Origin of the sequence: Limnohabitans sp. MMS-10A-178, from assembly GCF_003063375.1 — a bacterium.
Taxonomy (GTDB): Bacteria; Pseudomonadota; Gammaproteobacteria; order Burkholderiales; family Burkholderiaceae_C; genus Limnohabitans_A.
On sequence record NZ_NERY01000001.1, the window covers coordinates 442,739 to 467,941 of the forward strand.

20 protein-coding genes are annotated in these 25,203 nt (G+C 52.6%); 16 read left to right on the forward strand and 4 right to left on the reverse strand.

All coding sequences use genetic code 11. From position 1 onward, the window contains the following. Positions 1 to 46: 46 nt before the first annotated feature. The 13 genes from rplK (at position 47) to B9Z32_RS02260 (ending at position 18,552) form a co-directional block, all read left to right on the forward strand. Positions 47 to 478 carry a 50S ribosomal protein L11 gene (gene rplK, locus B9Z32_RS02200; protein ID WP_108419736.1) on the forward strand — a complete coding sequence of 144 codons (432 nt, stop codon included), beginning with the start codon at positions 47 to 49 and terminating at the stop codon, positions 476 to 478. Further along, complete coding sequence (gene rplA / locus B9Z32_RS02205) at positions 479 to 1,174, forward strand: 50S ribosomal protein L1 (protein WP_108419737.1); 696 nt, start codon at positions 479 to 481, stop codon at positions 1,172 to 1,174. It begins immediately after the preceding gene. A gap of 245 nt (positions 1,175 to 1,419) precedes the next feature. Further along, positions 1,420 to 1,920, forward strand: a complete 501-nt coding sequence (gene rplJ / locus B9Z32_RS02210) for a 50S ribosomal protein L10 (RefSeq protein ID WP_108419738.1) — start codon at positions 1,420 to 1,422, stop codon at positions 1,918 to 1,920. Positions 1,921 to 1,959: 39 nt separating this feature from the next. Then, the gene (gene rplL, locus B9Z32_RS02215) at positions 1,960 to 2,337 is read left to right on the forward strand and encodes a 50S ribosomal protein L7/L12 (RefSeq protein WP_108419739.1); all 378 of its coding nucleotides are present in this window, start codon (positions 1,960 to 1,962) and stop codon (positions 2,335 to 2,337) included. Positions 2,338 to 2,588: 251 nt separating this feature from the next. After that, positions 2,589 to 6,701: a DNA-directed RNA polymerase subunit beta gene (rpoB, locus tag B9Z32_RS02220; RefSeq protein WP_108420934.1), complete on the forward strand. Its 4,113-nt coding sequence runs from the start codon at positions 2,589 to 2,591 to the stop codon at positions 6,699 to 6,701. Between the two features lie 32 nt (positions 6,702 to 6,733). Next, complete coding sequence (rpoC, locus tag B9Z32_RS02225; protein ID WP_108419740.1) at positions 6,734 to 10,957, forward strand: DNA-directed RNA polymerase subunit beta'; 4,224 nt, start codon at positions 6,734 to 6,736, stop codon at positions 10,955 to 10,957. A 101-nt stretch (positions 10,958 to 11,058) separates the two neighbouring features. Beyond that, on the forward strand, positions 11,059 to 11,646 hold the full coding sequence (locus B9Z32_RS02230) for a hypothetical protein (RefSeq protein WP_108419741.1): 588 nt from the start codon (positions 11,059 to 11,061) through the stop codon (positions 11,644 to 11,646). A 26-nt stretch (positions 11,647 to 11,672) separates the two neighbouring features. Beyond that, complete coding sequence (gene rsmB, locus B9Z32_RS02235; protein WP_233248025.1) at positions 11,673 to 13,001, forward strand: 16S rRNA (cytosine(967)-C(5))-methyltransferase RsmB; 1,329 nt, start codon at positions 11,673 to 11,675, stop codon at positions 12,999 to 13,001. Beyond that, positions 12,958 to 13,632 (forward strand): DUF4390 domain-containing protein, encoded by a 675-nt coding sequence (locus tag B9Z32_RS02240; RefSeq protein WP_233248028.1) that lies wholly within the window; start codon positions 12,958 to 12,960, stop codon positions 13,630 to 13,632. The genes rsmB and B9Z32_RS02240 overlap by 44 nt, the downstream gene beginning before the upstream one ends. A 27-nt stretch (positions 13,633 to 13,659) precedes the next feature. Beyond that, entirely contained in the window at positions 13,660 to 15,918 is a 2,259-nt protein-coding gene (locus B9Z32_RS02245; RefSeq protein ID WP_108419742.1) for an ATP-binding protein, read from the forward strand. Positions 15,919 to 16,000: 82 nt separating this feature from the next. Then, the gene (locus tag B9Z32_RS02250) at positions 16,001 to 16,672 is read left to right on the forward strand and encodes a response regulator (protein WP_108419743.1); all 672 of its coding nucleotides are present in this window, start codon (positions 16,001 to 16,003) and stop codon (positions 16,670 to 16,672) included. Between the two features lie 100 nt (positions 16,673 to 16,772). Beyond that, a complete protein-coding gene (locus B9Z32_RS02255; RefSeq protein ID WP_108419744.1) occupies positions 16,773 to 17,708 on the forward strand; it encodes a sensor histidine kinase in 936 nt (311 codons plus the stop codon). Between the two features lie 28 nt (positions 17,709 to 17,736). Then, on the forward strand, positions 17,737 to 18,552 hold the full coding sequence (locus B9Z32_RS02260; protein WP_108420937.1) for a LytTR family DNA-binding domain-containing protein: 816 nt from the start codon (positions 17,737 to 17,739) through the stop codon (positions 18,550 to 18,552). A 5-nt stretch (positions 18,553 to 18,557) separates the two neighbouring features. On the opposite strand, the gene B9Z32_RS02265 is transcribed toward B9Z32_RS02260, so the two are convergent. Then, positions 18,558 to 19,412 carry a hypothetical protein gene (locus B9Z32_RS02265; RefSeq protein ID WP_108419745.1) on the reverse strand — a complete coding sequence of 285 codons (855 nt, stop codon included), beginning with the start codon at positions 19,410 to 19,412 and terminating at the stop codon, positions 18,558 to 18,560. 163 nt (positions 19,413 to 19,575) lie between these two features. Between B9Z32_RS02265 and B9Z32_RS02270 the strand changes: the two genes are divergently transcribed. The 3 genes from B9Z32_RS02270 (at position 19,576) to B9Z32_RS02280 (ending at position 22,522) form a co-directional block, all read left to right on the forward strand. After that, the gene (locus B9Z32_RS02270) at positions 19,576 to 20,517 is read left to right on the forward strand and encodes a M23 family metallopeptidase (RefSeq protein ID WP_108419746.1); all 942 of its coding nucleotides are present in this window, start codon (positions 19,576 to 19,578) and stop codon (positions 20,515 to 20,517) included. A gap of 76 nt (positions 20,518 to 20,593) precedes the next feature. Next, positions 20,594 to 21,013 carry a polymer-forming cytoskeletal protein gene (locus B9Z32_RS02275; protein ID WP_158268162.1) on the forward strand — a complete coding sequence of 140 codons (420 nt, stop codon included), beginning with the start codon at positions 20,594 to 20,596 and terminating at the stop codon, positions 21,011 to 21,013. 105 nt (positions 21,014 to 21,118) lie between these two features. Then, positions 21,119 to 22,522: a hypothetical protein gene (locus tag B9Z32_RS02280; RefSeq protein ID WP_146179439.1), complete on the forward strand. Its 1,404-nt coding sequence runs from the start codon at positions 21,119 to 21,121 to the stop codon at positions 22,520 to 22,522. Between the two features lie 26 nt (positions 22,523 to 22,548). Here the strand turns inward: B9Z32_RS02280 and B9Z32_RS02285 are convergent, their stop codons facing one another. The 3 genes from B9Z32_RS02285 to B9Z32_RS02295 form a co-directional block, all read right to left on the reverse strand. Beyond that, positions 22,549 to 23,349, reverse strand: coding sequence for an OmpA family protein (locus B9Z32_RS02285; RefSeq protein ID WP_108419749.1), 801 nt, complete (start codon positions 23,347 to 23,349; stop codon positions 22,549 to 22,551). Between the two features lie 5 nt (positions 23,350 to 23,354). Beyond that, on the reverse strand, positions 23,355 to 24,233 hold the full coding sequence (gene motA, locus B9Z32_RS02290) for a flagellar motor stator protein MotA (RefSeq protein WP_108419750.1): 879 nt from the start codon (positions 24,231 to 24,233) through the stop codon (positions 23,355 to 23,357). 131 nt (positions 24,234 to 24,364) lie between these two features. Further along, positions 24,365 to 25,198, reverse strand: coding sequence for a flagellin (locus B9Z32_RS02295; RefSeq protein ID WP_108419751.1), 834 nt, complete (start codon positions 25,196 to 25,198; stop codon positions 24,365 to 24,367). Between the last annotated feature and the right edge of the window lie 5 nt (positions 25,199 to 25,203).

Consider the following 25,203-nt stretch of genomic DNA (forward strand, 5'->3'; position numbering starts at 1 on the left):
AGCTTGACCTCAACCATCAAGCGTTTGCACCCACTAGGAGTTAAACATGGCGAAAAAAATCGTCGGCTTCGTTAAGCTGCAAGTACCAGCTGGCAAGGCCAACCCATCACCCCCCATCGGCCCGGCATTGGGTCAACGTGGTTTGAACATCATGGAATTCTGCAAGGCGTTCAACGCCCAGACTCAAGGTGTTGAGCCAGGTCTGCCTTTGCCTGTGGTCATTACCGCTTTTGCCGACAAGAGCTTCACCTTCATCATCAAGACGCCTCCAGCGACCACCTTGATCAAGAAGGCCATCAAGTTGGACAAGGGCTCTGCTCGTCCACACGCCGACAAGGTTGGCAAGATTTCTCGCGCTCAGCTCGAAGAAATTGCAAAATCAAAAATGAAAGATTTGAACGCCGCCGATTTGGACGCTGCTGTCCGCATCATCGCCGGTTCTGCTCGCTCAATGGGCGTGACTGTGGAGGGCGTGTAAATGTCCAAGTTAACTAAAAAACAAAAAGCACTGGTTGGCAAAGTAGACGCCAACAAGTTGTACGCCGTAGCCGATGCATTGGCTTTGGTCAAAGAGTGTGCCACTGCCAAGTTCGATGAATCTATCGACGTGGCCGTGCAACTCGGTATTGACGCCAAGAAATCTGACCAAGTGGTGCGTGGCGCCGTGGTCTTGCCTAACGGCACTGGTAAAACAAAACGCGTAGCCGTGTTTGCACAAGGCGCTAAGGCTGACGAAGCCCGCGCCGCTGGTGCAGACGTGGTGGGCATGGACGATTTGGCTGCACAAGTCAAAGCTGGTGACATGCCTTTCGACGTGGTCATTGCTGCCCCCGACGCCATGCGCGTTGTGGGTACCTTGGGTCAAATCTTGGGCCCACGTGGTCTGATGCCTAACCCCAAAGTTGGCACTGTGACTGCCGACGTGGCCACTGCCGTTAAAAACGCCAAAGCCGGTCAAGTTCAGTTCCGCGTTGACAAAGCCGGTATCGTGCACGGCGCCATTGGCCTGCGTTCATTTGATGTTGAAAAGTTGCAAGGCAACTTGGCCGCATTGATCGATGCTTTGGTCAAAGCCAAGCCCCAAACCAGCAAAGGTGTTTACCTGCGCAAAGTGGCGGTGTCTTCAACCATGGGTGTGGGCGTTCGCGTCGACACACAATCCATCGCGGCTTGATCGTGAAAAACCGAGGGGAGTGCTGGGGCAATCTGGCACTTCACTCAGTGTGGTGGGCTGAACCCAATCTTCGGAACAAGTTCAGGCCATCCAAGACCGTTGGCGTGCAGCAATGCACTTAATCGTGAAAGCCAACGCAGATGGCGATCCCGCTGCAGATGGACAAAATCCTGAACAGTTGATCGCTGAAATTAGGCGAGCTCTAGAGCGCAATTGCTCAAAAGCTCATTCAAAAGGAGTAGACCTTGAGTCTTAATCGCAGTGAGAAAGAAGCGGTCATTTCAGAAGTGACCAGCCTCGCCGCCAAAGCTCAAACGCTGGTGATTGCGGAATACCGCGGCATCACGGTCACTGACATGACCAAACTGCGTTCTGATGCACGCAGCAAAGGTGTGAGCCTGAGTGTGTTGAAAAACACCTTGGCCCGCCGTGCTGTTGCCGGAACCTCGTTTGAAGTTGTCGCTGATCAGATGACCGGTCCGCTGATCTATGGCTTCTCTGTAGATGCTGTGGCTGCTGCAAAAGTAGTCGCTGACTTCGCGAAAACCAACGACAAGTTGGTCATTCGCGGTGGTGCCATCTCAGGCAAAGTTTTAGATGCCAACGGCGTTAAGCAACTGTCAAACATCCCATCCAAAGATGTGTTGTTGGCTCAGTTGTGCGGCTTGATGAAGTCACCAATTTCCCGTACCGCAGTGGTGTTGGGTGCATTGGCGGCCAAAAAAGGCGAAACGGCTGCCGCGTAATCGCGCAGTCCTTTTTTAAATAATTGTTAGGAAATAAAAATGGCATTTGATAAAGACGCATTTTTGACCGCGCTCGACAGCATGACGGTCTTGGAACTCAACGACTTGGTGAAAGCCATCGAAGAGAAATTTGGCGTGAGCGCCGCAGCCATGGCAGCACCTGCTGCTGGTGGTGGCGGTGGTGGCGCTGCAGCTGCTGAAGAGCAAACAGAATTCAACGTGATGTTGCTCGAAGCCGGCGCAAACAAAGTGTCCGTCATTAAAGCGGTTCGTGAAATCACTGGCTTGGGCTTGAAAGAAGCCAAAGACATGGTTGACGGCGCTCCTAAGGCGGTCAAAGAAGGCGCTTCTAAAGCTGACGCTGAAGCCGCTAAGAAAAAGCTGGAAGAAGCCGGCGCCAAAGTCGAACTCAAGTAATTCGACTTTTGTCCAAGGCTGGAGAGTCCCAAAAGGGCCTCCAGCCTTTGGTGCTTACAGAGCACAGCCAAAAAATAGCTTCAAAGCCAATTTTTTGAGTGTTCTCTGACCCGACTGCAGAGACGCCTTGGTTCGGGCTGCGTGCAATGCGCAGCCGTCCGCCAACGCTGGTAGAGGCCAGCGGCCAAGCCCGTTTTGTGATGTATTTCACAAAACACACAGTCGCCGAAAGATCAAGCCCCGGAGATCTCATGGCCTATTCATTTACCGAACGCAAACGCATTCGCAAAAGTTTCGGAACACGCGAAAGCGTGCTCGAAGTTCCTTACTTGCTCCAAATGCAAAAAGACGCGTACACGTCATTTTTGCAAGCAGGTGTTGCCTCCAACAAACGTGCCCACGAAGGCCTGCAAGCTGCTTTTGAATCAGCTTTCCCCATCGTGTCTCACAACGGTTTTGTCGAGATGAAATTTCTCGAGTACAACTTGGCCAAGCCGGCCTTTGATGTACGCGAATGCCAAACACGTGGCCTCACATTTGCATCGGCTGTGCGCGCTCGCGTTCAGCTGATCATCTACGATCGTGACTCTTCTACATCACAGTCTAAGGTTGTGAAAGAAGTGAAAGAGCAAGAAGTCTACATGGGCGAAGTGCCCCTCATGACCGACAAAGGCTCGTTCATCATCAACGGTACCGAGCGCGTGATCGTGTCTCAGTTGCACCGCTCTCCTGGCGTGTTCTTTGAACACGACAAGGGCAAGACCCACAGCTCTGGCAAATTGTTGTTCAGCGCACGCATTATTCCTTACCGCGGTTCTTGGCTCGACTACGAATTCGACCCCAAAGACTTGCTGTACTTCCGTGTTGACCGTCGTCGCAAGATGCCCGTCACCATTCTGCTCAAAGCCATTGGCTTGAACCCAGAATCCATTTTGGCCAACTTCTTTGTGAACGACAACTTCCGCTTGATGGACAGTGGCGCACAAATGGAATTTGTGTCTGAGCGTCTGCGCGGCGAAGTGGCCCGTTTTGACATCACCGACAAGTCTGGCAAAGTGATTGTTGCCAAAGACAAGCGCATTACCGTTCGCCACACCCGCGAACTCGAGCAGTCTGCTACCACGCACATCAGCGTGCCAGAAGACTTCTTGGTGGGCCGCGTGGTTGCGCGCAACATTGTCGACACCGACACTGGCGAAATCATTGCCAAAGCCAATGAAGAACTCACAGAAGCATTGCTCAAAAAATTGCGCTCTGCTGGCGTGCAAGAACTGCAATGTATTTACACCAACGAACTCGATCAAGGTGCGTACATTTCGCAAACATTGCGTGTGGACGAAACCGTTGACGAATTCGCAGCACGTGTGGCCATCTACCGCATGATGCGCCCTGGTGAGCCACCCACAGAAGACGCAGTGCAGGCTTTGTTCCAGCGCTTGTTCTACAACCCTGACACCTACGATTTGTCGCGCGTGGGCCGCATGAAGTTCAACGCCCGCGTGGGCCGCGACGAGTCTACGGGCCCCATGGTGCTCACCAACGAAGACATCTTGGCCGTGGTCAAGATCTTGGTTGATTTGCGCAATGGTCGCGGCGAAGTCGACGACATCGATCACTTGGGCAATCGCCGCGTACGTTGCGTGGGCGAGTTGGCCGAGAACCAATACCGCACCGGTTTGGCACGCATCGAAAAAGCTGTGAAAGAGCGTTTGGGCCAAGCAGAGCAAGAGCCTCTGATGCCTCACGACCTGATTAACTCCAAGCCAATTTCTGCTGCACTCAAAGAGTTCTTTGGTGCATCACAGTTGTCACAGTTCATGGACCAAACCAACCCCTTGGCAGAGATCACGCACAAGCGCCGTGTGTCTGCCCTTGGCCCAGGTGGTTTGACCCGCGAACGTGCAGGCTTTGAGGTGCGTGACGTGCACGTGACCCACTACGGTCGTGTGTGCCCTATCGAAACGCCTGAAGGTCCAAACATTGGTTTGATCAACTCACTCGCCTTGTATGCGCGTTTGAACGAGTACGGTTTCATTGAAACACCCTACCGCCGTGTGGTGGAAGGCAAAGTGACGATGGACATCGATTACTTGTCAGCCATCGAAGAAGGCAAGTACGTGATTGCTCAGGCCAACGCCACATTGGACAAAGAAGGTCGCCTCACCGACGGTCTGGTGTCTGCCCGTGAAAAAGGTGAATCCATTTTGTGCGGTGCAGATCGCATTCAATACATGGACGTGTCACCTGCTCAAATCGTATCTGTGGCCGCATCTTTGGTGCCGTTCCTAGAGCACGATGACGCCAACCGTGCGTTGATGGGTGCCAACATGTCTCGTCAAGCCGTGCCAGTGCTCCGTCCTGAGAAGCCATTGGTGGGTACCGGTATCGAGCGCGTTGCTGCGGTCGACTCTGGCACCGTGGTCACTGCCACTCGCGGTGGTGTGGTCGACTATGTCGATGCCACCCGCATCGTGATTCGTGTGAACGACAACGAAACCCAAGCGGGCGAAGTGGGCGTTGACATTTACAACCTCATCAAGTACCAACGTTCTAACCAGAACACCAACATTCACCAACGCGCCATTGTGAAGCGTGGTGACAAGTTGGCCAAAGGTGATGTGATTGCCGACGGCGCCTCCACTGACCTGGGCGAAATTGCCATCGGTCAAAACATGCTGATCGCTTTCATGCCTTGGAATGGTTACAACTTCGAAGACTCAATCTTGATCTCCGAGCGCGTGGTGTCTGAAGACCGCTACACCTCAATTCACATCGAAGAGTTGGTGGTCATGGCACGCGACACCAAGTTGGGTGCCGAAGAAATCACACGTGACATCCCTAACTTGTCAGAGCAGCAATTGGGCCGCTTGGACGAGTCAGGCATCATCTACGTGGGTGCAGAAGTGCAACCCGGCGATGTGTTGGTGGGCAAGGTCACACCCAAAGGTGAAACCACACTCACACCAGAAGAGAAGCTGCTCCGCGCCATCTTCGGTGAAAAAGCCAGCGATGTGAAAGACACCTCATTGCGCGTGGACCAAGGCTCACAAGGCACCGTCATTGACGTTCAAGTGTTCACACGCGAAGGCATTGTGCGCGACAAGCGTGCGCAACAAATTATTGACGACGAACTCAAGCGCTTCCGCTTGGATTTGAACGATCAATTGCGCATCGTTGAAGCCGACGCTTTTGATCGTATCGGTAAATTGTTGGACGGCAAAGTTGCCAACGGCGGCCCCCAGAAGCTGGCCAAAGGTACCAAGATCGACAAGGCTTACCTCGAGTCCATCGAGAAGTTCCACTGGTTTGACATTCGTCCTGCCGACGAAGACATTGCCAGTCAACTCGAGTCCATCAAGAACTCGCTTGAGCAAACGCGTCACAGCTTCGATTTGTCTTTTGAAGAGAAGCGCAAGAAGCTCACACAAGGCGACGAGTTGCCAGCAGGTGTTCTGAAAATGGTCAAGGTTTACTTGGCTGTGAAGCGTCGCTTGCAGCCTGGTGACAAGATGGCCGGCCGTCACGGCAACAAAGGTGTGGTCTCCAAGATCGTGCCCGTGGAAGACATGCCTTACATGGCAGACGGCACACCTGCTGACATCGTGTTGAACCCCTTGGGCGTTCCTTCCCGCATGAACGTGGGTCAGGTGTTGGAAGTTCACTTGGGTTGGGCTGCCAAGGGCATTGGTCACCGCATTGGTGACATGCTCCAAGCCGAAGCCCGCGTGGCCGAGTTCCGCACCTTGTTCGAAGAACTCTACAACGGCATTGGCCGCAAAGAAGACTTGTCCAAGTTGTCTGATACAGACGTCTTGGCCATGGCCGAAAACCTCAAAGGTGGTTTGCCATTCGCCACGCCCGTGTTCGACGGCGCTGCGGAAGAAGAAATTCGCACCATGTTGAAAATGGCTTACCCCGACGATGTCGCTGCACGCAAAGGTCTCACCGCCACGCGCACGCAAGCGCATTTGTTTGATGGCCGCACTGGCGAAGCCTTCGAGCGTCCCACCACCATTGGCTACATGCACTTCTTGAAGTTGCACCACTTGGTCGACGACAAAATGCACGCCCGTTCCACAGGTCCTTACTCACTGGTCACGCAGCAGCCTTTGGGCGGCAAGGCCCAGTTTGGTGGCCAGCGTTTCGGCGAGATGGAGGTGTGGGCTTTGGAAGCTTACGGTGCCTCTTACGTGTTGCAAGAGATGCTCACGGTCAAGTCCGACGACGTGCAAGGCCGTACCAAAGTGTACGAAAGCATTGTCAAAGGCGAGCACACCATCAGTGCCGGCATGCCCGAATCGTTCAACGTCTTGGTCAAGGAAATTCGTTCCTTGGGTCTCGATATTGAACTCGAGCGTTCTTGAACCCCTGCTAGATTAATAAAAGGAAGAGTCTCATGAAATCACTTCTGGACCTGTTCAAGCAGTTCACACCGGACGAGCATTTTGATGCCATCCGCATTGGCTTGGCTTCACCCGAAAAAATCCGTTCTTGGTCTTTCGGCGAAGTTAAAAAGCCTGAAACCATCAACTACCGCACGTTCAAGCCTGAGCGTGATGGTTTGTTCTGCGCCAAAATTTTTGGCCCCATCAAAGACTACGAATGCTTGTGCGGTAAATACAAGCGCTTGAAGCACCGAGGCGTGATCTGCGAGAAGTGCGGCGTTGAAGTCACACAGACCAAAGTGCGTCGCGAACGCATGGGTCACATTGACTTGGCAGCACCTTGCGCACACATCTGGTTCTTGAAATCTTTGCCTAGCCGTTTGGGCTTGGTATTGGACATGACCCTGCGTGACATCGAACGCGTGTTGTACTTTGAAGCATATGTGGTGACCGACCCCGGCATGACACCTTTGAAGAAGTACAGCATCATGTCCGAAGACGACTACGATGCCAAAGTGCAAGAGTACGGCGATGAGTTCCAAGCCAAGATGGGCGCGGAAGGCATCAAAGATTTGTTGCACGGCATTGAAATCGAATCAGAAATTGAACGCCTGCGCGGCGACCTCACTGGCTCTGAAGTCAAGGTCAAGAAAAACGCCAAGCGTTTGAAAGTGCTCGAAGCCTTCAAAAAATCAGGCATCAAGCCTGAGTGGATGGTGCTTGAAGTATTGCCCGTGTTGCCACCGGACCTGCGTCCTTTGGTGCCACTGGACGGTGGCCGTTTTGCCACTTCCGACCTCAACGATTTGTACCGCCGCGTCATTAACCGCAACAGCCGTCTGCGCCGTTTGCTCGAGTTGAAAGCGCCTGAAATCATTGCGCGCAACGAAAAGCGCATGTTGCAAGAAGCAGTTGACTCATTGCTCGACAACGGTCGCCGCGGCAAAGCCATGACCGGCGCCAACAAGCGCGCCCTCAAATCTTTGGCCGACATGATCAAAGGCAAGAGCGGTCGTTTCCGTCAAAACTTGTTGGGCAAGCGCGTCGACTACTCTGGTCGTTCTGTGATTACCGTGGGCCCAACTCTCAAGCTGCACCAGTGCGGTTTGCCCAAGTTGATGGCCATCGAGTTGTTCAAGCCTTTCATCTTTGCACGCCTCGAAGCCATGGGCATCGCGACCACCATCAAGGCAGCCAAGAAAGAAGTTGAAGCCGGTACACCCGTGGTGTGGGACATCTTGGAAGAGGTGATCAAAGAGCACCCCGTCATGTTGAACCGTGCGCCTACTTTGCACCGCTTGGGTATTCAAGCTTTTGAGCCCTTGCTCATTGAAGGCAAAGCCATTCAGTTGCACCCCCTCGTTTGCGCGGCCTTCAACGCCGACTTCGACGGTGACCAAATGGCCGTTCACGTGCCTTTGTCTGTGGAAGCGCAAATGGAAGCCCGCACCCTCATGCTGGCCTCCAACAACGTGCTGTTCCCAGCCAACGGTGAACCTTCTATTGTGCCGTCGCAAGACGTGGTGCTGGGCTTGTACTACACCACCCGCGAACGCATCAACGCCAAAGGCGAAGGCTTGATCTTCTCCGACATCGGCGAAGTGCAGCGTGCCTTGGATGCCGGTGCGGTTGAACTCACAGCCAAAATCAGCGTGCGCGTGACCGATTGGATTCTGAACAAAGAAACCAAAGAGTTCACACCTTCTACCAACATGGTGTACACCACCGTGGGCCGTGCTTTGCTGTCTGAAATCTTGCCCAAGGGCTTGGCTTTCGAGAACATCAACAAAGCACTTAAGAAGAAAGAAATTTCCAAGCTCATCAACACCTCTTTCCGCAAGTGCGGTTTGAAAGAGACCGTGGTGTTTGCCGACAAGCTGTTGCAAAACGGTTTCCGTTTGGCCACACGCTCGGGCATCTCGATTGGCATTGACGACATGTTGGTACCACCCGAGAAGGGCGCCATCATTGGTGAAGCCGAGAAAGAAGTCAAAGACATCGAGCAGCAGTATGTGTCGGGTCTGGTTACCTCTGGCGAGCGTTACAACAAGGTCGTTGACATCTGGGGCAAAGCGGGTGACGCTGTGTCCAAGGTGATGATGGACCAGCTGCGCAAAGAGAAAACCACCGATCGTCACGGCAATGTGGTTGAGCAAGAATCGTTCAACTCCATTTACATGATGGCCGACTCTGGTGCCCGCGGTTCTGCGGCGCAGATTCGCCAGCTGGCTGGTATGCGCGGTTTGATGGCCAAGCCTGATGGCTCCATCATTGAAACGCCGATCACGGCCAACTTCCGTGAAGGTCTGAACGTGTTGCAGTACTTCATTTCTACACACGGTGCACGCAAAGGCTTGGCCGATACGGCTTTGAAGACCGCCAACTCCGGTTACTTGACACGTCGTTTGGTTGACGTGACACAAGACTTGGTGGTGACTGAACTCGATTGCGGCACCACAGACGGCTCGCAAATGCGCGCCATCGTTGAAGGTGGTGAAGTGATTGAATCCTTGCGCGATCGCGTCTTGGGTCGTACTTTGGCCGACGACGTATTGCACCCTGAGTCGCGCGCTGTAGTGGCTACGGCTGGCACCTTGCTCGACGAAGACATGATTGAAGTGTTTGAAGCTGAAGGCGTCGACGAAGTTAAAGTTCGCACCGCCCTCACTTGCGCTACACGCTTTGGTTTGTGCGCCAAGTGCTACGGCCGCGACTTGGGTCGTGGCGGTTTGATCAACAACGGCGAAGCTGTGGGTGTGATTGCTGCGCAATCTATTGGCGAGCCAGGTACACAGCTCACCATGCGCACATTCCACATTGGTGGTGCGGCCTCACGTGCATCTGTGGCTTCCAGTGTTGAAGCCAAGTCGAATGGTTTGATTGGCTTTAACGCTGCCATGCGTTATGTCACCAACACCAAAGGCGAGTTGGTGGTCATTTCTCGTTCCGGCGAAATCATCATTCACGATGAACATGGCCGTGAGCGCGAGCGTCACAAAGTGCCTTACGGCGCCATCCTCACAGTCAAGATTGACCAAGCCATCAAGGCTGGCGCAATTTTGGCCAACTGGGATCCATTGACACGACCCATCATCACTGAATTTGCCGGTCAGATTAAGTTCGAGAACGTCGAAGAAGGTTTGACAGTGGCCAAGCAGGTCGATGAAGTGACTGGTTTGTCCACCTTGGTGGTAATCGATCCTAAGCGCCGTGGCTCTACCAAAGTGGTTCGCCCGCAAGTGAAACTGATCGACGCTGCTGGCAAAGAAGTGAAGATTCCTGGCACCGATCACTCTGTGACCATCGGCTTCCAAATCGGCTCACTCATTCAAGTGCGCGACGGCCAAGATGTGGGCCCAGGCGAAGTCTTGGCGCGTATCCCTGTTGAAGGTCAAAAGACCCGCGACATTACCGGCGGTTTGCCACGCGTGGCCGAACTGTTCGAAGCCCGCAGCCCCAAAGACAAGGGCATGTTGGCCGAGATGACCGGTACCGTGTCGTTTGGTAAAGAGACCAAAGGCAAGGTTCGTTTGCAGATTACCGATCCAGACGGCAAAGTGTGGGACGAACTCATCCCCAAAGAGAAAAACATCATGGTCCACGAAGGCCAAGTTGTGAACAAAGGCGAGAGCATTGTGGACGGCCCAGCCGACCCACAAGACATCTTGCGCTTGCTCGGTATGGAAGAGTTGGCTCGCTACATCGTCGACGAAGTGCAAGACGTTTACCGCTTGCAAGGCGTGAAGATCAATGACAAGCACATCGAGGTGATCGTGCGTCAGATGTTGCGCCGTGTGGTGGTTGAGAACATTGGTGACTCCACCTACATCGCTGGCGAGCAAGTGGAGCGCTCAGAGATTTTGAACACCAACGACGCCTTGCGCGCCGAAGGCAAAATCCCTGCAACCTTCAGCAACTTGTTGCTCGGTATCACCAAGGCTTCTTTGTCGACCGACTCGTTCATCTCTGCGGCTTCCTTCCAGGAAACCACCCGCGTGCTCACCGAGGCTGCCATCATGGGCAAGCGCGACGAGTTGCGTGGTCTGAAAGAGAACGTCATTGTGGGCCGCTTGATCCCTGCGGGAACAGGCTTGGCTTATCACAAAGCACGTGCCGCCAAAGATGCGATGGACGAGGCCGAGCGCCGCGCCATCACAGAAGCCGAAGCCGTTGAATTGGCCGAAGCCCAACAGTTGACCGAAGACGCAGCCAACGCTGCCGATTCGAACGCTTGATCGACTTCCGGCTTCGGTCGGAATGAACAGCGCCTCTGACCCGATGACTCGGCCAGAGGCGTTTTGTTTTTGCGACTGTTTTGATTCAAAATAACGGCAACATGTCACTGCTTGTTTTTTGCGCCATTTTGGCCACACTTTTTTTCTGGGCGGTTGGTGCTTACAACCGCCTGATGGTGTTGCGCGCCAATGTGGCCAAACAGTTTGCGGCGGTAGACGCTCAGTTGCTTCGTGTGCTGGTTTGGTTGCAAGGCAACCTGCCAGCCTCCATGCGCGATATGTTGAGCGAGATGGAAGAGGCGGCATTGCCAGAGGCCTTGCTCAAAAATGAACGTGACTTGAAGTTGTTGGACATTCTGGAAGCGCTGTCAGACAGCCTTGATGCTGCGCGAACGCAGCCCTTGTCTCCCGTGGTCATGCAACAGGTCAATGAAAACCGCTTGGCCTTGGCCGCGTGGGCCAAAGCAGAAGTGCGCGCAGGTCAAAGCGGCGAGGCCACTTGGTTCATCGATCCACTGCCTTACAAGTTTGACCGCTTGAAAGCCCAAGCCTGGCCTCTAATGGACGCCTACAACCAAGCCGCTGCCAAATACAACGAAGCGGTGAGTCAATTTCCAGCCAGTGTGTTGGCCAAACAAGTCAAATTTGTACCGGCTCAAACGCTGGACATTGCCGATTTGTTGGCATGAAGCCCGGTTTTTACTGAAGGCACGCATTGCAGCCAAATTTACAAGCACCGCTGTGGCAATTGTTGCAAGCTGCGGCACAGGTGGCATTGGCCGTTCAAAACGGCCGGTCGATGACCGCCGCTTTGGAGGCAGTTCCCAAAGATTTGCGACCTGGTGTTCAAGCACTGTCGTTTCAAACCATGCGATGGTGGGGGCGCGCCTTGGCGCTTCGAAAATGCTTGGCGCGCAAAGCCCCGCCGGCACAAGCAGATGCCTTGCTCTGTACGGCATTGGCTTTGTCTTGGCAAGACGATTTAGCCCCCTATCCAGTTCACACCTTGGTCAACCAAGCGGTCGAAGCAGCACGCAGGCACAAAGACACGCGGGCGCAAGCACCGTTTGTCAATGCGTGTTTGCGCCGGTTCTTGCGAGAACGCGAGGCCTTGATTGCACAAACCGATACCGATCTCACTGCACTTTGGAACCACCCGGCTTGGTGGGTCAAGCGCTTGCAAACAGACCATCCGCAAGATTGGCAAAGCATTTTGCAGGCGGCGCAGTCGGCGGCGCCCATGACACTGCGCGTCAGTCCCGAACACAGCACGGTGCAGGGGTATTTGCAAGTTTTAGAGGCGCAGGGCATTACCGCCAAAGCAGTGGCCGAGTTTGGCGTTCAGTTGTTCAAGGCAGTACCTGTCTATCAGCTGCCCGGATTTTCTGAAGGCCATGTGTCCGTGCAAGATGCCGCGGCGCAGTTGGCTGCGCCCTTGTTGCTCAATGGCTTCAAACCATCCCAACATGGTTTGCGTTTGCTTGACGCTTGTGCAGCGCCAGGTGGCAAAACAGGCCATTTGTTGGAGTGTCATCCTGAGGCCCAAGTCTTGGCTTTGGATGTCGACCCCGTGCGCTGTGAGCGCATTCAACAAAATTTAGATCGTCTCAAGGTAAAAGCCCAAATTGTGGCTGCCGATGCAGCCCAGCCTGCCGATTGGTGGGACGGCCAAAGCTTTGACGGCATTTTGCTCGATGCACCTTGCACCGCCTCTGGCATTGGCCGAAGACACCCCGATGTGAGGTGGCTCAGGCGCGAATCAGATGTGGCGCAGTTGGTCGCCATTCAAGCCAAGCTACTGAAGGCCCTGTGGCCCCTGGTCAAACCCGGGGGCAGATTGCTTTACTGCACATGTTCGGTCTTCAAGGCCGAGGGCGAATCCCAAATCCAAACGTTTGTTCAACACAACACTGATGCCCAGATCTTGCCTTCTCCAGGCCATTTAACGCCCTCAATTGCGACATCTGTGACAAGTCTCCGCGACAATGTCATGGGTGAACATGACGGTTTTTATTACGCACTGCTGGAAAAGCGTTCAATTTGAGTTGAATGGCATGGCGCGCACAAGTCTTTGGCTTCGTGTGCTCTCTTGGTGTGTGTGGTCGGTCTGCGCTTTTTCCTTGCCTAGCCATGCCCAAACGGCGGCAGCCTCCCAGGTAGAAGTCACAGAATTGCGCCTTGAGCGTTCGGAAGGTGCTTTGCTTTTGCAAAGCACTTTGCGCTTAGACCTGAGCAGCACCTTTGAAGAAGCCTTGCAAAAAGGCATGCCGCTTTATTTTGTCACCGAGGCCGAGTTGACGCGCGATCGTTGGTATTGGTATGACAAGAAAATTGGCACTATTGCGCGCCATTACCGATTGGCCTACCAGCCCCTCACCCGCATGTGGCGTTTGAATGTGTCGCGCGAACCCATTGGGGCCGTGGGCTTGGCCAGCAGTTTGTCGCAAACTTTCGAAACCTTGCCAGAGGCTCTGGCGGCCATTCGAAGAACGGTTAATTGGAAATTGGCCGATGTGTCCGAGCTTGGTAGCGACAACAAGTTCACCCTCATTTTCAAGTTTCGTTTGGATGTGTCGCAATTGCCAAGGCCGTTTCAGATGATGACGGGAGGTCAATCGGAATGGAATTTGAGCACCCAAAGAACCTTGCGCTTGAATTCTGATTTAGGTCGATGACCCGCTCGGTTCAAGCAGACTTTCCTCATGAATCGGAACCCCAAAGATCGAATTGCCACAGGCGCACAAGCCTCTAAAACAGTGCGCTGGATGGTTGGTATTGGGGTCACCATTTTATTCATCATCGGCCTTCTGCTGCTGATTCTTCTCACACAGGCCACCAGCAACCGCGCGCTTTACGACCGCAACTACGATCGCCTGTACTGGATCAATACCGCGGTGGCTTTGCTGTTGTTGGCTGGATTGCTTTGGGGCCTGACGCGCCTCATCATTCGCTTGCGTCAGGGGCAATTTGGCTCCCGCCTGTTGGTCAAGCTGGCCGCTATTTTTGCCCTCGTAGGCGTGGTGCCTGGCGTTTTAATTTATGTGGTGTCTTATCAGTTTGTGTCTCGCTCTATTGAGAGTTGGTTTGATGTGAAGGTGGAGGGCGCCTTGGTGGCGGGCTTGAATTTAGGCCGCGCCACCTTAGACACTTTGTCGAGCGATTTGGCCAAACAATCTCGCGTGGCGGCCCAGCAGTTGGTGGATGTGCAAGAGGCCACTGCCGCACTCACACTAGACCGAGTCCGCACCCAAATGGATGCCAACGATGCCGTGTTGTGGACGCTTGATGGGCGGCTCATTGCCACGGCAGGGCAGTCGCGTTTTGCCATTCGGCCAGAGCGGCCCACTGCAGCCCAGTTCAAGCAAGTGCGCAGCAAACTCAGTTTGGAAATAGTGGAGGGGCTGGATGAAGCGGCAGGTACGCCAAGCGGGCGCATCAAAGTGCTCACCCTGGTGCCACAAAACAGCCTGAGCTTGCGTGACGACCCTTGGGTTTTGCAAATTTCTCAGGAACTTCCCGCTACCTTGGTGGCCAATGCCTTGGATGTTCAGCTGGCCAATCGGGAATACCAAGAGCGTGCACTGGCGCGAGATGGGCTTCGCAAAATGTACATCGGCACACTCACATTGAGCCTGATCATGGCCGTGCTGGCCGCGGTGTTGTTGGCGGTGCTGTTGGGTAACCAAATTGCCCGGCCCTTGCTCTTGTTGGCGCTCGGTATGCGCCAAGTTGCTGCGGGTGACCTCACTCCCAAATACACGCTGCAAGGCAAAGACGAGCTGGGGGGCTTGACCCGTTCCTTCGCCGAAATGACGCAGCAGCTCTCGGACGCCCGAAGTGCCGTAGAGCGCAGTTTGATGCAACTCGATGCCGCCCGAGGCAACTTGCAAACCATTTTGGACAACCTGACCGCTGGCGTCATTGTGTTCAACGCCCGCGGGGTCATTCAATCTTCCAACCCGGGTGCCACGCGCATTTTGAAAGTGCCCTTGGCGGCGCATCAAAAAGCGTCTTTTTTGAGCTTGCCCAATTTGCAAAACTTTGCTACAGGCGTGCAAGAGCAGTTTGAACTGCTTTCCGCAGACAAAGACCGGCATGAACTTGACCACTGGCAAAAGTCCTTTGAAATTCATGCATCGGGCCAAGGCTTGGAGGCCACCTCCGTGACGCTGGTGGCCAGGGGCGCTATCTTGCCCGACGGCATGCGACTTTTGGTGTTTGACGATATTTCTGAAATTGTGTCGGCCCAACGCTCGCAGGCCTGGGGCGAGGTGGCCCGCCGCTTGGCGCACGAAATCAAGAACCCCCTGACGCCTATTCAGTTGTCAGCCGAGCGCTTAGAGCGCAAACTCGATGGCAAGTTGGTGGAGGCAGACCAGACGGTTTTGTCGAAGTCGGTGAAAACCATCGTCGATCAAGTGGCTGCTATGAAGCGTTTGGTGGACGAGTTCAGAGACTACGCCCGTCTGCCCTCAGCTGACCTCAAACCTCTTGATCTCAACAGCTTGATTAACGATGTGATGGCCCTGTATGCATCAGAGCCAGTGGATAGAGCATCACGGCCTCAAGTGAAAGCCGACCTTGACCCCACTTTGCCGCTCATAGAGGGCGATGCACAGCAACTCAGGCAAGTGGTTCACAACCTGATTCAAAACGCACAGGATGCCAGCGATCCTCAATCGCACGTGAGCGTGGTGACCCGTTGGAGCCCTGCGCGCAAGCGCGTCAAGTTCACCGTTCTTGATGAAGGCCCTGGTTTTTCGCCCAATATATTGCAGCGCGCCTTCGAGCCTTACGTTACAACCAAAGCCAAAGGCACCGGTTTGGGGCTGGCAGTAGTGAAGAAAATTGCCGATGAGCACGGTGCCCGATTGGATATTGCCAACCGAGTTGAAGATGGGGTGGTCAAAGGTGCCCAAGTATCGTTATCATTCACTGTCGAGAAATTAGCGCAGATTTAAAACATGCGTCAGTTTTTAGGAGGACTTCAAGTGTCCAATGAAGAAGCACATTTGATGCAAATTTGAGGCAACTAAGCGCAACATGGCAAATATATTGGTGGTCGATGACGAGTTGGGCATTCGCGATTTGCTCTCCGAAATCCTCAACGATGAAGGGCACAACGTCGAGCTGGCCGAGAACGCCGCGCAAGCGCGAGAGATACGTCTTCGCATGCGGCCCGATTTGGTATTGCTCGACATCTGGATGCCCGACACCGATGGTGTGACCTTGCTCAAAGAATGGTCTACCGGTGGCCTTTTGAACATGCCGGTCATCATGATGAGTGGCCACGCCACCATCGATACTGCAGTGGATGCCATTCGAATTGGCGCCCAGGCGTTTTTAGAAAAACCCATCACACTGCAAAAACTTTTGAAAACGGTTGAGCAAGGTTTGGCACGCGAGCAAGTGCGCCAAGCGGCTGCGGCTTACCAAGCTTCTCAATTGCCCGCTGGTGTTGCAGCCCCTGCGCAGTTGGGCGTTGCCAGCGTTCCAGACAACGTTCTCCAGGTTTCTCAAACCTTTGACCTTGATTTGCCTCTGCGCGACGCCCGTGATGCTTTTGAAAAAGCCTACTTTGAATTTCACTTGGCCAATGAAGGCGGCTCCATGACCCGCGTGGCCGACAAAACAGGTTTGGAGCGCACCCACCTGTATCGCAAATTGAAGCAATTGGGCGTTGACCTCACCAAAGGCAAGCGCGCTGGCGCTTGATTTTTGCTGTTCAATCCTCGGTTTCGACAGTTCGTCGCAAATCGAATGCATTGACACACACAGCTGTCTACATTAGGCCCCTTCTAAACAGCGAGGTCTTATGACAACACCATCCTCTTCTCCCAATGCGCCCAATTGGCAAGCGGCCAAAGACACCTTTCACGCTTACGCCACTTGGTTGGTCAACATCAGTTGGAAATTATTTGTTGGCTTGTCCATTGTTCTACTGATGGCCTTTGGCATTTTTGACTTGCCCCAACTGGCGTTCTTGATCATCCTCACTTCAATTGTGATCAAGGCTACTTTCAAGCAACAAATTCAAGCCGAAGAAAAAGCCACTGCCGCCACTTACTTGGCTGAAGCCGAGCAACTCAAGCGTCAATTGGTGGAGGCGCGCATGGCAACCATGCAGGCGCAAGTAGAACCTCATTTCTTGTTCAATACCTTGGCCTCCATCGATCACTTGATTGAAACCGATCCGCCGCGCGCCAGTTTGATGCAAAAGAGTTTGATCGCTTTGTTGCGAGCCACGCTGCCCACATTGCGCGAGCAATCACCCAACACCGTTCGCTATTTGGGCCAAGAGCTGAGCGTCATTCGCCCTTACCTTGATATTCAAAAAATGCGCATGGAAGATCGCCTGCAAATTCAATGGGATATTCCAGAGGGGCTTCATTCCGCCGAAATGCCCAACATGATGGTGCTCAGTTTGGTGGAAAATGCATTCAAGCATGGCCTTGAGCCCAAGGCTGAGGGTGGCACATTGGTGTTGCGCGCAGAGGTCTCACATGGCAAATTGGTGGTCACTGTGAAAGATTCTGGGGTGGGTTATTTCCCAGCCGATCAAACTGCGCAAGCTGAATCAACGCAAGGCGGATTTGGTTTGAAAAATATTCGCGACAGATTGGCGCTTATTTATGGCGACCAAGCCAGTTTGAGCATCCGGGCCTTAGAACCCTATGAAGGCTCTGGCACCTTGGCCATTCTCACTATGCCCTACAAGTCTGCGCCCATCGAAGCCACGGCGGGTCTTTGAAATGATTTTGAACACCAGCATGTCAAAAATGCCTCGAGCCGTGATTGCCGACGACGAGCGACTCATGCGCGATCAACTGCGCACCAGATTGCATCAGGTGTGGCCAGAATTAGAAGTTGTGGCCGAGGCCAAAAACGGGCTTGAAGCGGTTCAAGCGGTGAGAGAACATCAGCCAGACGTGATTTTTTTAGACATCCGCATGCCAGGCCTCACCGGCGTAGAAGCAGCCAAAGAAATTGCACAACTTGAGCTCAGCGACGATGCCTTGTTGCCCGAAATGGTTTTCATCACAGCCTACGATCAGTACGCCATCGACGCGTTTGAGCAAGGCGTGGTTGACTATGTTTTAAAACCTGCAGAGCCTGAAAGACTGAGGTTGACGGCAGAACGCTTGAAGACTCGGTTGATGCAACGCGTCCCTGAGTTCAATGGCCATGAGAAAGACAGCAGTCCTATCACCCATTCAGTTCAGCAGTTGCTGCATGTGCTGTCGGCGCAGGTGTCGGGGCGTCCAACTCAGTATTTGTCTTGGTTGCAAGCCTCGGTGGGTCAAACCCTTCAGATGGTGCCTGTTGAAGATGTGCTTTATTGTGTGAGCGATGATAAATACACGCGCGTTCAAACAGCCAGGCAAGAGTTTTTGATTCGCAAGCCCATCAAAGAATTGGTGGAAGCGCTAGACCCCGCTATTTTTTGGCAAATTCACAGAAGCACCTTGGTGAATGTGCGGGCCATTGCCGGCGTGCTTCGCGATGAAAGAGGCAGACAAGAAGTTTTGATAAAGGGTCGATCAGAAAAACTGCAAGTCAGTCGAAGTGCCGCGCAGTTATTTCGAAGTATGTAAATGCTTTAAGGCAAGGCCACTGGCTTGAGTGTGATTTGCCGAATTTCTGGGCTTGGCAATTTGATGGCCAGACCTTGGAAATAGATTTTCACCAGAGGCAGCTGCTGGCTGTAAACCTTGAACGGCCCAGGCCCATAAATGCTTCTTTCCTGACCTGGCGTTAAAGACAAGCTGGCTACGCGTTGGTTGCCATCCATGATGCACAGCTTGACATTGTCTAAAGCCACCACGTGCACATACTCGCCTTTTTTGCGCGCAGTTGCGGGTTGAATTTCAGTGTCAGTGGTCTCCCATGCGCAGGAGGTGTTGAGAGACTCAGTAGATTGAGGGGCAGGAGAGGGTTCTTGTTTGGGCTCTGCCTTAGTTTCTGGCTTAGTTTCAGTTGCAGGTTCAGCCTTAGGTTCTGGCTGTGTGGCTTGGATGCTGGCTTCAGTGGAAGGTTTGCTGACTGAATTGGAAGATTGCTGCACTAGGAAAAAAACCGCCATCAAAATGGCCATCACCATCAGTGCGCCTCCCAGCCCTGAAATCTTGAATGCAGGCTTTGCGGCAGCAGCTTGTTCATGCGCTACTTTTAGGGTCGGTGAAGGCGTGTTTGAAACGCTGGATGCAACTTCAGCTTCAATTTCAACTTTAACTTCAACTTGAAGCGTGTGCCCCAAAAATTGCAGAAGTTTCTTGCCAGTTGAAAACTTAATATCTGAGTTGTAAAACCCAGAGTCGCCACCCTTTTCCAGTTGCTGAACCTGAAGTACCGACAGCATGTTGCGACGAGCCAATGTGGCGCGATCCAACCCCGCACTGGTGCGCAAACGTTCTAACAGAACACCATGCTCATGGGTCCATTGGGGCTTGTTCATGGGGCCTGCCAAGGGTGGGTTGAAATATTTTGCAATCTTGAATTCTAATGATCAACATATAAATCAGCAAGTTAGCAATTTTTTTGCAAGAAATACCTCAACTGGTGCGCTAGACGGCTTGCTTTGGACTGCCTAGAATCCGCTTCCCTAGCTTTTTAATCCTATGCAACTCATGTGGCTCTCTGGCCCCACCGGCCAGGTTAAATCTGTTTCCATCACTGCGCGCAATATCTTGGTTGCGGCAGGTGCTTTGGCCATGGCCTTGCTGCTTTTGGGTTTTGCGCTCAACTGGGTTGGCTTGCGGGTGGCGGTTGAATACAACCCAGACCTTGCTCGCAGTTTGGGCGGTGTGACCACAGAGGCCGAGCAATTGCGAATGGAATCTGTTTACAGGCAAAACCTCAGGCAAATCCAGTCATCCATGGATCAGACGGTTCAAGATGTGAAAAAACTAGAGGCGCTCAAAAACAGGTTCATGAACTTGGCAACGCCTGCTGGCCTTAAGGACAAGGCCCCTGCCTTGCAAAACGCCAAAGGGGGCCCCTTTGTGCTGCCCAATCTGACACAAAATTGGATGGGTCAAATTTTCAAGCAGCCTTTGCAAACAGAATTGCAACAAACGGCTGAGCATGTGCATTCAGTCAACCAATTGCTCGCACTGCAACAACAAGATTGGCAACAGCATCTAACATGGCTTGAGGCCTTGCCCATTGCTTTGCCCATTCAAGGGGAATTTAAATTGACCAGTGGCTTTGGCGTGCGAAACGACCCCTTCACAGGCAGCCTGGCCATGCATGAAGGCATTGATTTTGCGGCCGAAATTGGTACGCCTGTGGTGGCGCCTGCCCAAGGTCAGGTGGTTCGTTCGGAATGGGATGCCACCTATGGCAATGTGATTGAAATCAGGCACGCAGAAAATTTCATCACCCGTTATGCACACCTCAGCAAACGCTTGGTAACTGTCAATGCAATGGTGCAAAGCGGCGCACTCATTGGCAATGTGGGCAACACAGGCAGATCGACCGGCCCCCACTTGCATTACGAAATTTTTCAAAATGGCCGAGCGCTCAACCCGTTGACCGTTTTACCAGCTACAACCCGTTAAATACTTGGCCCTTTGAACTACCCTCTTAACTTTCCTCACAGCAGGCACTATGTTTGAAAAATTCAACCGCCAGTCAATGGCCGCAAGTTCAGAAAAATTTGACACCATCGTTGGCCGAACCACCACCATTCAAGGCAACTTGATGCTGCTCGACAGCGTGCGCATCGATGGCCGAGTGGTGGGCAACATTGAGGCCGCGCCTGACTGCAAAATTGCGGTGGCCATTGGCCCCACGGGCGAAGTGACGGGTGACATCAAGGCCCACCGGGTGATGGTAGCGGGTAAAGTTTTTGGGCACATCCATGCGGTCGATCGCGTTGAATTTCAAAAAGACTCTTGTGTCCAGGGTGATGTTTCCTATGGATCCATTGCGGTAGAGCACGGTGCCAAGCTGTCTGGGCTCATCATTCAAAACAAAGCGCTAGACGAATCGGCCTCGGCCTCGGGAGCTCAAGCGGCTATCCAAAGCGCCCAGTCCACCAAAAACAACAGCTAAACCGCAATTCTCAAGCCGCTTCCCAGCCAGCCTACAATGGGCCAATTTTGAGTATCATTGCCAGACATCTGACTGATACTAGACCCTTAAGATTGTTGGCATGACATGAGTGAGTTCGGAGCGCGTGGACAGGATTCATCTTCTGAGTTTTTCTTCAGGGTGACCGATCGTCTCCAAATGGACAGTTGCCTCACAGCCTTGGCGCAAGACGGCAAAAGTGTGGTCATTTCCAGCGACTCCAACGAACTCATTGACCATTACGGCGCAGCCTTTGTTCGCCGAATTAAGCAAAAACTCCCGCAAACTCAGCTCGAAGTTTTTTTGCCGCGTGACACCGAGGCCATGCTTGAGCGCTTCAATCAGTTGCTCAACACCCTTTCCTTGGATGTGGCAACCAAACTTCGCACAGGCATTGCACCTGAAAAAATATGGGTGGTGCACGATGCCAACGCCATGGGCGGGCATGAAATTCAACTGCTCACCCGACTCATTCAACAGTTCCCTGGCGCAGGCATCAGTGTCATTTTGATGTTCACTGAGGGCACATCACAAGGTGATGCCATTGCCAGCCAAAACAAACAATTTATATCCTGGTCCTTAGAGCGGCCTACTGCTGAACAAAAATTAGCGACCATTCAACAGGCACGAAAAAATGGCCAAGAGGAAGCCGCTGTTGACTTCTTCAATCGGCTTAGCAAATCGGCTGTGAAAAAAATGCCCGCTGCTGCTGGCGGCACAGCAAGTGCTGCCCCTGTCGCTTCAAAGGCGCCCCCCCAACAACCGCCTTCACAAAAGCCCCGTCAAACTGCAAAGAGTTTGACTGTCGTGGCAGCCATTGGCGCATTGCTTTGTGTTTCCTTGGGCGTTGCGTTTTGGCTGAACCCAGAAGTGGGAGACCAAGTTTTGGCCAAGGTCAATGACATCGTGGAAGGCCCAGGCAAACCCCAGTCAAAAGAAGACAAGCCAACCCCCAGTACGGCTGGCGCTGACGCGAAGGAAGTTCCTCCAGGCGCCCCCAACCTCTCTCAACTTGAGCCTAAAGTTGAATTGGTTCCTGGCCCAGTGCCTGCCGCAACTGCACCTGCCTCAACTGCACCTGCTGCTGATCCCGCGCCTGCTCCAGCGCCGCTGCCCCCTCCCGAACCAGCCAAAGAAGTTGTAGCCAAGGTGATTACTGAATTGCCAGATGTAGCCCTTAAAGGACGACTCTGGCTAAAGAGTTTGCCTGAAGATGGCTTCGTTTTAGAACATGAAAGTTTTGAAACAGTGAAAGAAGCCAGGGCATTTATCAAAGACAAAGAGTGGCTGATCAATGCGCGCATTGCACCGGTGTTTACTTTAGGAAAAGACGAAGCCAGATTTGCAGTCATGACTGGCCCCTTCAGGTCTGTTGAACGGGCTAAAAACACCATTTCGCGTTTGAAGTTGTCTTCCAATGTCACCATCACTTCGGTGCAAATTGCAACCAACCAGTCTGAGCCCAATAAGCCCAAAAAACCTAAACCTTAGGTTTGTGAGTTCATCAGACCCATCCATTAGATGGGAGACATGCCACCCATTTTGACCTCACCCCCAATTTTGGGCGGAATGATGGTGATAGAAATTCGGCGGTTCAAAGGGTTGGTTGGGTCTTGCGGCATGGAAGGCACACTGTCGCCATAGCCAATCACCTGTGAAATGCGTTCAATTGGCACCTTTTCCAAAACCAACTCTCGTCTTGCAGAATTGGCCCGTTCTGCAGAGAGCTCCCAATTGCCATACCCCGCAATACCGCCGCCATAAGGCTCTGCATCGGTATAACCTTCAATTTTTAATTTGTGCGTAGGACATTTGTTGGCCACAGCCGCAATTTTTTGGAATTGCTTTTTGGCAAAGTCCGACAAGGTAGTGCCCCCTCTTTGGAACAAAGGCTCGCCTGCATCTTTGAGGGTAATGCGCAATCCGTCTGTAGAGTAGTCAATGTCGAAGGGAGGCTTGGCAGATTGAAGACCCGCATCTCCTGCAATGAGTTCTTTCAGTTCCTTGGCAACAGGCTCTATGCATGAAGTGTCAATGCGCTCGCGCTTTGAAATGTTGTCGAACAACATGACCCACACCACAATAAAGAAGGCCATGAGCACGGTCACGAAGTCGGCATAGACCAGCTTCCAAGATCCGTGTTGTACCTCTTTTTTGTGTTTCTTTATATAGCGACTACGACGTGTCGATGCCGCTTTTGTTTTTGTGCCAGGACCAGGCTTCAAGGGAAGTTCAGGCGTTTCCATGGCCGCAGCGCTTGCTGTGCCTTCTACGCCGCCAACTGGCGGTGCAAGCTGATTGTCTGGAACCGAGCTCATGCAAATTAACCAGTTAACTTATTGCCAGATGTTGCCATGACACCTTCAGCAAGCTCTGTCATGGTGGGGCGTTGGTCGGTGAACATTACCTTGCGACCATATTCCACTGCAATCATGGGAGAGAAATTGCTGTAGTTGGCAATGAGAATTTCTTTAACAGCTTCATAGGGTTTGACATCCATTGCTGCCAACTGCTCCATAGAGCGGCTGATGGGCAGCATCATGGCATAGGCTGAGAAAACGCCCAGCAAAGTGCCAATGAGAGCCTCCGAAATGAGGTCGCCAATTTCGCCTGGCCCAATGCCAGTTTTAATCGATGTCAATGCATGAACCACACCAATAATGGCGGCCACAATGCCAAATGCGGGCATGCTGTCGGCAAGTGTGGCAATCGACTCAGAGGGCTCAAGTGCTTCTTGGTTCATCACTTCAATTTCCTGCGCCATGACCGACTCAAGTTGCCCCAGGGTAACGGTTCCGTCCATCATCATGCGGAAATAATCGGTAATGAACTCAATCAGGCGCGGGCTTTTAAGCACAGCTGGGTATTTTGCAAACAACTCACTTTGCTTGGGATCAGAAATATCGGCTTCAATGGACAAGGCGCCATCGCGTTTGATCCTTTGGAGCAACTCAAACATCAAACAGAGCAGGCCTAAGTTGGCCTCTTTGCCAGTAGTTGATGGCAGAAAGATTCGAAAAAAAGCACGCGACAAACTTTTTAAGTTGCGCCACTTGTTTGAAGCGACCAAGGTGCCAACAGCCGCACCAAAAATGATCAAATATTCTTGGGGCACCCACAATTGATCGATATGGCCGCCTAGCCAAATGAAGCCGCCAATAGCACAGCCAAAGGCAATGATCCAACCCAAACCAATGTTCATATCTTAAAAGCGGAATGCGCTGTGAGGTTAAAAGTAATCAAAAAATAGTAGCATCAAAAAATGTGCAGAGCATTACAACTTTGAAATTCAATCCAATCAATGAGACTGAAAACAATGCACACCATTCAACATCACAGTTTTTGGAAAAGTGAATTCGAGTCGAGCTTGGTCATGATCGATTGCGCGGCCTGCAGCAGCGCGTTAGATTTCACCAATCCTGCAGTGGCTGTTGCTAAATCAGTGTCTAGCAAATTACTGCGTTGCAGCTCTACATTGTTTTTTTGCACATCCGCTGCTTCAGTGGCTGCATCCAATTGATTTTGCAACAGGCCTGTCTTCACTTGGGCTGTGGTGACTTGCTTTAAGACCAATTGAATGTTGTCCATGTCGCTAGCCGACAAAGCCGTACCAGCCGTTAATTTGTCACGAACCGAGCCCATGAACGTCAACACATTTTGTGTCATTCCATTGGGCGCAGACATGACCTCAGAATAGCTCAATGCAGTTTCTAAGCTGACATTGGGGGCAACTAAAACACTGGTGGGTGTGGCGGTTCTCAAAATCTGCTCGCCATTGGCATCTTTTGCCAAGGACATTTGATTCACGGTGTTGTACAAAGTGCTTGCCTGCTGCCCCAAGGTTTTAAGGCCATCAGCACCCAAGGTACCGTTGCCCGCTTGCACCATCATTTGCTGAAATTTAGTCAAAGCAATGTTAATGCCGCTCAATTGAGAGTCAGTCGATGTCAGAGAAGCATTGATGTGATTTTGATTGACTCTGAACATGGCAAATTGCGCATTGTCCAAATCAATTTGCACACCCAAGCCGGCTGCCAATGCATCGTCAGAGGCCACTTGATATTTGCGACCCGAGGAAATTTGTTGCTGGTACTTGACCACATCCGAGGTGTGCTGCTGCATTGACGATACGCCGCTGTCAAAGACCTGTTGGCTGCTGATTCTCATTGTTT

Bases quoted from the DNA above. Each gene is read 5' to 3' on its own strand.
- rplK (WP_108419736.1), top strand. From the start codon at position 47: ATGGCGAAAAAAATCGTCGGCTTCGTTAAGCTGCAAGTACCAGCTGGC.
- rpoB (WP_108420934.1), top strand. From the start codon at position 2,589: ATGGCCTATTCATTTACCGAACGCAAACGCATTCGCAAAAGTTTCGGA.
- B9Z32_RS02285 (WP_108419749.1), bottom strand. From the start codon at position 23,349: ATGAGCTCGGTTCCAGACAATCAGCTTGCACCGCCAGTTGGCGGCGTA.
- rplL (WP_108419739.1), top strand. From the start codon at position 1,960: ATGGCATTTGATAAAGACGCATTTTTGACCGCGCTCGACAGCATGACG.
- B9Z32_RS02295 (WP_108419751.1), bottom strand. From the start codon at position 25,198: ATGAGAATCAGCAGCCAACAGGTCTTTGACAGCGGCGTATCGTCAATG.
- B9Z32_RS02275 (WP_158268162.1), top strand. From the start codon at position 20,594: ATGGCCGCAAGTTCAGAAAAATTTGACACCATCGTTGGCCGAACCACC.
- B9Z32_RS02255 (WP_108419744.1), top strand. From the start codon at position 16,773: ATGACAACACCATCCTCTTCTCCCAATGCGCCCAATTGGCAAGCGGCC.
- B9Z32_RS02230 (WP_108419741.1), top strand. From the start codon at position 11,059: ATGTCACTGCTTGTTTTTTGCGCCATTTTGGCCACACTTTTTTTCTGG.
- rplA (WP_108419737.1), top strand. From the start codon at position 479: ATGTCCAAGTTAACTAAAAAACAAAAAGCACTGGTTGGCAAAGTAGAC.
- rpoC (WP_108419740.1), top strand. From the start codon at position 6,734: ATGAAATCACTTCTGGACCTGTTCAAGCAGTTCACACCGGACGAGCAT.
- B9Z32_RS02260 (WP_108420937.1), top strand. From the start codon at position 17,737: ATGCCTCGAGCCGTGATTGCCGACGACGAGCGACTCATGCGCGATCAA.
- B9Z32_RS02280 (WP_146179439.1), top strand. From the start codon at position 21,119: ATGAGTGAGTTCGGAGCGCGTGGACAGGATTCATCTTCTGAGTTTTTC.
- B9Z32_RS02270 (WP_108419746.1), top strand. From the start codon at position 19,576: ATGCAACTCATGTGGCTCTCTGGCCCCACCGGCCAGGTTAAATCTGTT.
- B9Z32_RS02240 (WP_233248028.1), top strand. From the start codon at position 12,958: ATGACGGTTTTTATTACGCACTGCTGGAAAAGCGTTCAATTTGAGTTG.
- motA (WP_108419750.1), bottom strand. From the start codon at position 24,233: ATGAACATTGGTTTGGGTTGGATCATTGCCTTTGGCTGTGCTATTGGC.
- B9Z32_RS02245 (WP_108419742.1), top strand. From the start codon at position 13,660: ATGAATCGGAACCCCAAAGATCGAATTGCCACAGGCGCACAAGCCTCT.
- B9Z32_RS02250 (WP_108419743.1), top strand. From the start codon at position 16,001: ATGGCAAATATATTGGTGGTCGATGACGAGTTGGGCATTCGCGATTTG.
- B9Z32_RS02265 (WP_108419745.1), bottom strand. From the start codon at position 19,412: ATGAACAAGCCCCAATGGACCCATGAGCATGGTGTTCTGTTAGAACGT.